Annotated in this window: 4 protein-coding genes and 1 pseudogene; 4 read left to right on the top strand and 1 reads right to left on the bottom strand. The window is 63.6% G+C overall.

Annotated features, from left to right (window positions below; all coding sequences use genetic code 11):
- From ON44_RS14835 to ON44_RS14820, 4 genes and pseudogenes are all read left to right on the top strand, one after another.
- Nucleotides 1-401: pseudogene (locus ON44_RS14835) on the top strand (TetR/AcrR family transcriptional regulator); the annotation flags it as partial.
- Between the two features lie 216 nt (nt 402-617).
- The gene (locus ON44_RS14830) at nt 618-2660 is read left to right on the top strand and encodes an AMP-binding protein (RefSeq protein WP_040690301.1); all 2043 of its coding nucleotides are present in this window, start codon (nt 618-620) and stop codon (nt 2658-2660) included.
- A 461-nt stretch (nt 2661-3121) separates the two neighbouring features.
- Nucleotides 3122-4339, top strand: coding sequence for an oxygenase MpaB family protein (locus ON44_RS14825; protein ID WP_040690299.1), 1218 nt, complete (start codon nt 3122-3124; stop codon nt 4337-4339).
- 182 nt (nt 4340-4521) lie between these two features.
- A complete protein-coding gene (locus ON44_RS14820; protein ID WP_040690297.1) occupies nt 4522-5364 on the top strand; it encodes a lytic murein transglycosylase in 843 nt (280 codons plus the stop codon).
- Nucleotides 5365-5721: 357 nt separating this feature from the next.
- Here the strand turns inward: ON44_RS14820 and ON44_RS14815 are convergent, their stop codons facing one another.
- Nucleotides 5722-6456 carry a PucR family transcriptional regulator gene (locus ON44_RS14815; protein ID WP_157187157.1) on the bottom strand — a complete coding sequence of 245 codons (735 nt, stop codon included), beginning with the start codon at nt 6454-6456 and terminating at the stop codon, nt 5722-5724.
- Nucleotides 6457-6458 lie beyond the last annotated feature (2 nt).

Here is a 6458-nt window from a genome sequence, read left to right as displayed (position 1 = left end):
CTCTGCTGGCGGAAATCGCCGCAATGCCAGAAAGGCACAACAGCATCGACGATCTCGTCGCCGACATATTCGTCACGGTCGTCACGCGCTGGCGTACCCATCCGATGGTCGAACGAATGCTGGCGATCGAACCCGAGCGAGTGATCATGAAGCTCACGGTCGATGGCGCCGCTACCTTCACCATGTGTGTCGCCGCGACCGCCACCACACTCGAACGCGCGGTCCAGCGCGGACTACTCGCCGAGTTCGGCGACCTGATGACCCGCGCCGAAATCGTCTGCCGCGTAGTCCATTCACTCATCCTGGCCCCGCACGGCACAACACCGCTACGGTCCGACGACGAGCTCGCCGAGTTCGCGCGCGGGTACCTGGTGCCAGTCGTCACCAATGCCCGCGGCTGACGCACCGAGCTCGATCGGCAGTGACCGACTCTGCTGACACGGGATCGGTCCAGGGCGACAACCCGTAGTCACCGACGCCTCGGACCTTCGTCCACTCGCGCTGTGGGACTGCACAGTCGATGGCTTCGAAGCATCGTGCACTGCGTCGAGAATTCGGCATACCCAGTCGGTTCGGCATTTGATTCGCGGACCATTGGCTGGAGCCGAGGGGGATGCGTGGTTTCCGAGGTCGTCGAGGTCGTCGAGGAATTCTTGATTCCCCGGCATGCGTTGTGGGCCGTGCTGGTCGATCCGCGGCTGTATCCGAGACTGTGGTCGGGCGTCGGTGCGTGTGAACAGGTGGATATGGTCGATGGTCACCCGATTCTCTCCGTCCGTATCGGCACTCCGGACACTGGGATCGCCACGGTGCGTGTGCAACTGATGGTCGGCCGCAAATACGAGGGCTTCGACCTGCTGTGCGATGAGCTGGGTTGCTTTGTGACGGTGGGTATACGCAGCGAGGGCGCCGTTACCCGCGTTGGCGTCACGTTTTTCGGGCCCGGCCGCGTTCATCCCGGGCTCGGGCGGTTAGGTAACGCGGCCGTCGTGCGGTGGACGAAGGCGGGGCTGGAACGGGTCGCCGATCACGCGGGATGGGTGCCGACGTCGGTGTTGTGCGCTGATCAGCGGTCACAGCTTCGTCGGCGTGCCTATGTGGCCCGGCGAATCCTGGCGACCGGAATGCTGCGATGGCGGCCGGACCTCGCCGTCCGGCAGTTGGCGGGGTTGGCTTGGTGGGGGTGCACGCCGACCGGCGGCTACGCGGTCGCGGCTTTGCGCGCGCCGGATCGGGCCGCGATTGTCGATGACTGGGGTGTCTGCACCTTCGTCGAGATGCACCGGCGCGGTCGCAAGCTGGCCGCGGCGCTGACGGCACTCGGTCTGGGACCAAGGGACACGGTCGGTCTGCTGTCGCGCAACCACCTCGAGATGGTGGAATGTATCGTCGCCGCCGGTCGGGTCGGGGTCGACCTGGTGTTGTTGCACCAGAGGCTTGCCCCGGATCGGATCGCGGCGATCGTCGAAAATGGCTCGGTATCGGCGCTATTCGTCGACGGTGACCTCGAGCCGATGGTCCACGCGGTGAATTCGGACGTTCCTGTGTACAGCTGCGACGGACGCTCCGGGGTGCCGGGACGGGTTTCGGTCGAAAACCTCATCGCATTGGGGCACAGAGGTTTCGGTGGACCACTGCGGCGGGGTCGGTTGGTCGTACCGACTTCGGGAACCGGTGGCCCACCCAAGGGCGCGTGGACGCCGCGAGCGCGGGGTTGTCGCGCGGTCGCGGCCCTGCTGTCGCGGATTCCGTTGCGGCCGACCGAGACGATGTTGATCGCGGCGCCCCTCTCGCACAGCTGGGGTCTGGCCGGGCTCCAGGTCGGTATCACCTTGCGTGCCACGGTGGTGCTGCCGGAACGGGTCGGGCCGGAGGATTGTCTGCGGCACATCGCCGAAAACCGGGTCACCGCAATGGTTGTCGTACCCTCGCTGCTACGGGGACTGCTGGATCTGCCGTTCGAGGTGCTCACCCGATACGACATTTCGAGTTTGCGGACGGTGGTCAGCTGCGGTGCGGCGCTATCGGGCGAGACGACACTACGGTTCATGGACACTTTCGGCGACATCCTCTACAACGTGTATGGATCCGCCGAGGCCGCCCTGGTATCGATTGCCGACCCGGTCGATCTCCAGATTTCTCCGGGCACCGTGGGCAGGCCGCCTCGCGGTACGACGGTGGCAGTACTCGGGCCGGATCTGCGGCCGGTCCCGATCGGCGCCATCGGACGGATCTTCGTGCGAAATCACATGTTGTTCAACGGATATGCCGATGCGCCGCCACCCGAGCATTGCGCGGGCCTGATCGACAGCGGTGACCTCGGGTTCATGGATGTCGCGGGTCGCCTGTTCGTCGTCGGTCGGGCCACCGACATGATCGTGTCTCGCGGCGAAACCATGTTTGCGCGTCCGGTGGAGGAAGCGCTGGAAGCGCTGCCGCAGGTCCGTGAGGCCGCGGTGGTTGGAGTGCCGGATGGCGACCTCGGCCAGCGCGTGGCCGCCTTCGTGGTGCGTTGGGATGGCGCGGGCCTGGATCCGGATGCGGTCCGGCATTACATCCGGCACCGGCTCGGCCGCCTATCGGTGCCGCAGGACGTGCACTTCTTGGACACGTTGCCTCGCAGTGAAATCGGAACCGTACTCAAACACCTACTTTCATGACACGTGGGTCAGGATATGGTGGCTTCGGGAATGTGCCAAACGATTTCGTCGAGTCGTTCGGGTGCCTTCACAGAGTTCCGCGTACTCGGTTGTGGACCGCTCTGGACGCTGCGTATGGTCACGAATGTCCAGTCGATACAACATATTTGGAGGGGTAATGACCACTCAACCGCTGTTCGATACCGGTTCCGGAATTATCGATACCGTCGGCAACGGCATGCTGAAAATGCTGTACGGAGTTATCGGTCTGCTCTCGTCCGGCTCGTCATAGGCGTGCCAAAAAACGAATCGGGACCATCGGAGGCAGAAAATGCTCCCGATGATCCCGTTTTCGATCGAGTGCCGGGGACTTATCGCTGCAGGGCACATCGGGCCAGTCGCTCCAGCATTGACCCAATGTAACGGTGTTGGTATCTTTGATGCACGATGGTGAGTCGCGATGCGCTCGAAGGGGAGCAACTATGAATCAACCAGTTCCACTACGGCATCCCGCGGCACCGCGCGGCGTTCCGGGCCTACGGCCGTTCGCGCTGTTGCTGGGTCTGCGCAAACCGTCAACCGAACAGTGGTGCGAGTTGGGTGAATCGCTGCTGGTCGGCGACGAACCGATGGACTCGCTGGTCGATTGGATGTTCCGCGAGGGGATGGATCGGACCCGCCCGCTTTTCGAGCAGGCGCTCGCCGGTGGCATCGCGAGCGTGTCCGATGCGCCGGAACCGCTGCGCGAGTTCTTCGTTCGAGTCGAGAATCCGCCGGGGTGGTTGGACTGGGACAAGGTCCACCATGGTGAGCGCGTTTTCCGGATGGGTGGCGCGGACGGTCTCTACATCGCTCGTGATGTCTCGTTCCTCGGTGGGTATCTCGCATCCGGATTCAATAAGACGCTGATCCGCACCGGCGCGCTGGAAAAGGGGCCCGCGCGCCGGTTCGCCGAGACATTGCAATGGGCACTTGACGTGACCTCCGATGGTGGCATGGCACCGTTGGGGCAGGGCTATCGGTCCACCATTCACGTTCGGCTGATTCATGCCTTCGTGCGCCGACATGTCGCGGCGATGCCGGACTGGGACGGTGTGGAGTGGGGACTGCCTATCAACCAGACCGATATGGCCGCAACGCTTGTCGGTGCGCTGATAGCGCCGTTTGTGGGGGCCATGCCGATGGGTATCGTTCCGATGCCGCGCGATCTCGATGCCGCGGCACACTTGACTCGGTATGTCGGCTGGCTCATCGGGGTACAGGATCAGTTCCTGCCCACGGGATTTCGTGACGCGGTGCGAATTCTCTACCACTCGCTGATGGCCATTACCAATCCCGACGAGACCACGCCACAGTTGGCCGTCCCGATGGCAGACGATCCACTGTCCTGGCATTATCGGAATTTGCCCGGACTGCGTGGCAGATTCGCACGCGCTCAGCACCTTTCGATAGCGAGTACCTTCCTCGGCCCGAATGCGATGCGCCAGCTCGGCCTGTCCGCCTATATGCCGCCGTGGTATCCGCTGGCGCGCATACCTGCGAATGCTGTGCGCAGTCTGCTCGCGCGCATTCTGCCCGGCGGGATCGATCGGGCCGCCGCCCATGGCCGCCGCGCACAAGAAGCGTTCCTGCACACCTTGATCGGTACGGAGAAGGCCGTCATCGGGGCTTCCGCCCCGCATGCCAACCACGCTGCCTGAGCTGTTCGCCTGCGACGTGACAATTCATTGTCGTTCGCCTGGCGGCTCTTGGAAATTCGCCGATAGATACGGCGTTTCGGCCGGATCGTTTCACAAGAAAATAACCGAGATGTATTCAGCGCGATAGCATTTCACTGTTGTGCCGCCACGAGGCCTGGAAAGGTGTTGGAGGACTTTGTATCGTGGGACGCCATCGCAGAAATTCGCCTCGGTTCGCACGCCGCAGCTCGGTAATAGCGCTGACCGGATTAGTGCCCACCGGATTAATGGCGGCCGGAACCTCACCGGACGTCGTGCAGACCGATACCGCTGGAATTTCGTTCGTTGTCCGGTCGCCGGCGCGAACGCTGACAGTTGCGGCGGCACCATTTCCGGAACTCGAGCCGCTGCGCGAAGTCAGGCAAACACCCGAACCGCCGACTTCGGAGCCGGCCGCGATCCCCGCCGATCCGCCACTCGGTAGGCACCCGGTTGCCGCCGTAGCCGGGTCGTCGACAATTCCGGAAATCGCCGCGGCCGCCTATATGAATGCCGAACGCATACTCGCGATCGAGCGCCCTACCTGCGAACTGCCATGGTCGCTGCTGGCCGCGATCGGCCGCATCGAATCCGGCCATGCCTTCGGCGGGACCATGGACACCGCGGGTGATCCGTTGACGCCGATCTACGGCCCCGCTCTGGACGGCAATCTGGCCGGTAATGCCGTCATTGTGGACTCGGACGGCGGTGCATTGGACGGGCTGACGGGTTACGACCGCGCGATCGGTCCGATGCAGTTCATCCCACAGACCTGGCAGCAGTACGCGGCCGACGGCAACGGCGACGGCATCGCCGATCCGCAGAATCTGTACGACGCGACCCTGGCCGCAGGCAGGTATCTGTGCGAAGGCGGTCTGAATATGCGCGATTCCGATCAACTGACCCGCGCGATCCTTCGGTACAACAACTCGATGGCCTATGCGGTGAATGTGATGGCGTGGGAGGCGACTTACCGCACCGGTGGCGCGAACGATGCGGCGGTGTGAGTTTGCCGCACAGGCAGCGCTGGTCGTTCGGCAGGTTTCCAGTGTCGTGTTCTAAATATCCTCTGCAGCAATGGATTACGTACATTGAGGAGGTGGAGCTACGGTCCGCGGCCGACGCCACAGCTCGCTCGGCGGATCCCACCACATCATCAAGGGCTCCAGTCGGTGCGCCGAGCGAGCTTCCGCGGACCGACCGGAGCCCGATGATCTCCGCTCGGCGGCGAAATCGGAAGGTGTTTCTTCCGCAACTGCCCGATTCGCCGGCTGCCCCGAGCGGATCTGGTTCCGGTGCCATTCGCATCCCAGCCGGAGCCGGAGTGGAGGCCCGGAAGTCGGTTCCGGGCCTTCCATTTTCGGTTACGACCGCGGATTCGCAATCGTCGCTCGATAGGTACGTACCAAGAGCGCGGATTGCAGATACCAGTTGCCGCCCGGTTCCCCTGGGTCGAATCCGGTGAGCTGCTTGATGCGTTTGAGTCGGTAGTCGATGGTGTTGGCGTGCACGTGCAACGCGCGGGCGGTGCGCTGCCGGTTGTTCTTATTGGCGAGATGCAGCCGAAGCGTCTGCATCAGATCGGGGAATTGGTCGAGTGGGTCGAGAAGTACGGCCAATTCGTCGTTCGCCGGGCCAGGGCGGGTCAGTTGATATTCCAATGCCAGATCTTGGGAGCGGTACAGACCCGGGGCGTATCGGAGGCGATGGACGATGTCGAGCAGTTCGTGTGCCCGATCCGCGCCCGCTGGGACCTCGTGGTGCGGAACATTCACCGCGGTCGCGGTGATCGGCACCTCGGCGCTTGCGGATAGGCGCGCGGTGAGCGTGAACAGTTCGGGTGTATGCGGTGCGGGGACCAGGATCGTGCCGCCACGGCTACCGAGCATCGACAATGCGTGCTGTCTGCCGTGCCTGGTCAGTTCCGCGTGCACGCGGTCGAGCCTCGTTCTGGCCGCCTGTTGCAGTTCGAGTGGGGTTTGCCTCTCCTCCGGGTGCATCGGGATATCGACTGCCAGTACCGAATACCAGTCGGCGATAGTCATACCGTTGAGGCGTAGCACCGCCGAGGCATTGCGGCCCTCGAGCAGAGCCGTCATGA

The organism is Nocardia vinacea NBRC 16497 (assembly GCF_000308835.1).
GTDB classification, from domain to species: Bacteria; Actinomycetota; Actinomycetes; order Mycobacteriales; family Mycobacteriaceae; genus Nocardia; species Nocardia vinacea.
The sequence above is the reverse complement of the archived record's forward strand: the minus strand, read 5'-3'. Positions and strand labels throughout refer to the sequence as shown.